The organism is Holdemanella biformis DSM 3989, assembly GCF_000156655.1.
GTDB classification, from domain to species: Bacteria; Bacillota_I; Bacilli_A; order Erysipelotrichales; family Erysipelotrichaceae; genus Holdemanella; species Holdemanella biformis.
The window spans coordinates 314,254-317,596 of record NZ_DS996841.1; the positions used below are offsets into that span (position 1 = coordinate 314,254).

1 protein-coding gene is annotated in these 3,343 nt (G+C 33.4%); it reads right to left on the reverse strand.

Features of this window, described 5'->3' with window-relative positions; all coding sequences use genetic code 11:
- Positions 1–128: 128 nt before the first annotated feature.
- Positions 129–3,335, reverse strand: a complete 3,207-nt coding sequence (locus EUBIFOR_RS03085) for a coiled-coil domain-containing protein (RefSeq protein WP_003864453.1) — start codon at positions 3,333–3,335, stop codon at positions 129–131.
- Positions 3,336–3,343: the final 8 nt, after the last annotated feature.

Below are 3,343 nucleotides of genomic sequence, written 5' to 3' on the forward strand. Positions count from 1 at the left end.
TTAAATCGAATCCATGTTTTCAACGAGGTTCAATATCGTCAAACACAGATACCCTTTCGCCTCCTATTTCAATGTATTAAACAACTATTTAAGTTGATTTACGAACACTTTTTTATGATATTTCGCTTTTATTTTTTCACCTCCTTTTCTTTTTTCTTGATTAACACATAAGTTGTTCCAGCTACAACCAATGTTCCTAAATACAATTCTGTATTCAAATCAACACCCGTATTCACTATGCTATTCTTTGAAACAGTCATTACATTTTCACTTTCGACTTTTTCTGAAACGCCTACTACCTGTTCTAAATGTAAATACTGATTCAATGCGTTTTGAGCTTCACTATAAGCTTGTTTTGCATTCACAAATGCCAACTTCAAATCAGCATAAGATTGTTTTTGTGAATTATAGGATGCTTGGGCTTCACTCAATACTTTTTGTGCATCGTCCAATGTCACAATAGCTGATTTTAAGTTTTCAAATAATGCAAGCTCTTCCCCAGTGAATGTCACGCCATCCATTTGTGCTGCCAATACACCATCCACAATTGAATGATACATAGACATGACTTCTTGTAGTCGAGATGCTTCTGCTTCTAATTCTTTAGCATCCAAAGATTTAGATTCAAACTTCTCTTTATTTACACCTAAAGCCTGCAAATCATCATTTAAAGTAGTTTTTAATACATTCAACATATCTTGTTTTGCATCTAGAGTCCCCTTCACTGTTTCAATCTCAGATTTTTTTGTTTTCAAATCTGTAATCAAACGATTTAAATATTCTACATTAATTGATGCTTGATTTTTATTTGATTCTAAGTCAGCTAACCTTGAATCCAAATCATTACGCACATTCTCTTTGACTGCCTTGTTTGCATAAAGAGTTTTTAAATCTTCATTAGCTTTACTGTATTGAGATGAAGATGAATCATAATCAAGTTTAGTCTTTTGCACTAAATCCTTAGCTTGATTCAATTCATTCTTCAATTGCATTTCTGTATTTTTCGTATTCTCAATAATTGCTGCTAATGCATCCACCTTATTTTTCGCATTATCCACACTATTTTTCATACCATTAACATTTCGAGTTTTTACATCCAAAGCTTGTCGCTGTTTCTCAACATCTTTTTTTGCTTGTTCTATGCTCTTTGTTTGTTCGACAACATCTTGTTGGTATAAGACAAGATTATACTCAAGACCTTCAATATTATCTTTCGCATATCTTGCTTCACGTACTGCCTTTTCAATCTTAGCTTGTGTAGCCTTTTTAGCATCTTGTGCATTTTCTAGCTTTGTCAAAGCCAAGTCATAAGCCTGCATTATCTCTTGCATTTCCAATGAATCTTTGTCATTTGAATGCTTTTCTAATGCTTCTTTTGCAGCTTCATAAGCGACTTTCTTGTCTTGTAACTCTTGCTTTAAGTTTGCATAATAGGCATTAAATAATTTCTGGAATTCTTCAACACTCATTTGTCCAGCACAAGTATTGTAGACTTTGTTTTCATCAATCTCAGATTGTACGCCATAGCCCTGTTCAAAATACTTAGTATCAGACATGAATTCTTGGGCAAATTCACCTGTTGTCCATTGCTTATCATATTCATTTCTTTGAAGATAAGCCGCTCCTGTAACTGTGTAGCCATCCGACAACATGTTTAAATAATGTCCAATTTTGTTATATAAATCTGGATATTTTCCAATGGATTCCCAAACGTTCTTATCTTTCTCTTCTGGATGTTCATTATAGAAATCTTCCATAAATTGTTTTTCCCAGCTATACCAGCCAACAAATGGTCCTCTTCCTCCATCTGCATTTCCAGGACCTTGAGATTCTAGATTCCAAGTAAATCCTGCAGCGATATTTTCTCCACCACCATATAAATGAGTGTGTGGTGAATCAAATTCTCCTTCTCGGTTATAAGAATGATTGATTTTCACTTGGGAAATCGCCATCATAAGCGCGCTTGTTTTTAATTCGGAAACCCCATTTAATTTACGTAATCTATTACATTCTAACAACAATGGAATACTTCTTTTCATACCATCTAATGATGTCGCATCAAATTCTGAACCTAAATGCGTTGTTCCAAGTAAAACACCTTCTTGAATAATATCTGCAGCTTGCTTATCATCAATACTTTCATAGAATCCTAGACTTCCTTGATTCCATTGTGCTAAAACTGCATCATAGGCTGCTTTTGTGGCTTGTACTAAATCTGTTAAATCTTTTGTTGTTTTTCCAAACGCATCTAACTGTGATTTTTTTGCTTCTACTTCTTTTTTCGCCTCCTCAATATTTTTATTTGCCTCATCCAACAATTGTTGTTTTGCATCAATAATTGTTTGAGCCTGGTTTAACTGTTGTTGATTTTTAGCCAATGCATTTTTAGTATTGTTTAAACTTTCAATTGAATTTTGAAGATTATATTCAGCATCTTTGATATCCAATTCAGCCTGTGTTAAAGCTTTCTCTTCCTCTTCCAAACTAGCTTTAGCCTCTTCATAAGCTAAAGATTCATTTTCAAAATTTGTTTTAACTTCTTCTAAACGATTTTGAAGTTGGGCTTTTACCGTTTCATCCGTTGCTGCATCATAAGCTTGTTGTGCCTGATCCAACACGGCTTGAGCATTTTGTAAAGAATCTAATTTTTGCGATAATTGAACATTTAATGCATCAACCTTTGTCTGTTGTTGACTAATGTTAGCTTCTAAAGATGAAATTTCTGAAGTTAATGCATTGTATTTAGATACCTCTTCATCATATTTAGCCTGTACTTGCGCCAATTCTTGTTTTGCGATTTCAACAGCCTGTTGTTGAGATTCAATTTGTCCATTTAAATCTTCAACAGTTCCATCACTTACTAAAGCATCATATTTAGCTTGCATATCTTTGTATTCTGCTTCTAAACGATTTTTTTCTGCTTGTGAATCTGCAGTTTTCTTTTCCAAGCGTTCCTTTTCATTTTTTAAAGCCTCCAATTCTTTTTTTGCCTCATCCACAGTCGCTTGATTTAACGTAATTTCTTTTGTCACATAAGCATTTAATTCTTGGCTTGTACTATTAAATCCAGTATTTGCCAAATCATAAGAAGTCTTGGCCGTTTCTAAATTCTTAGATACTTCTTCCATAACAGGTGTTGCTTCATCTAATTTAGCTTTTGCCTTTTCCATTTCTTCTTTTTTTCTATTCACTTCTGATTTTAAAACATCTAATGTTTCATCTTCTTTCACAGAGTCCGTAGGTGTTTTTTCTACGGCTTGCACAAGTGTAATAACTGGGCTTAATGTCATAATTCCTGCTGCTAATGTTGTTAATAAAGTTTTTAAAGTTTTCATAATTTATT

Bases quoted from the DNA above. Each gene is read 5' to 3' on its own strand.
- EUBIFOR_RS03085 (WP_003864453.1), bottom strand. From the start codon at position 3,335: ATGAAAACTTTAAAAACTTTATTAACAACATTAGCAGCAGGAATTATG.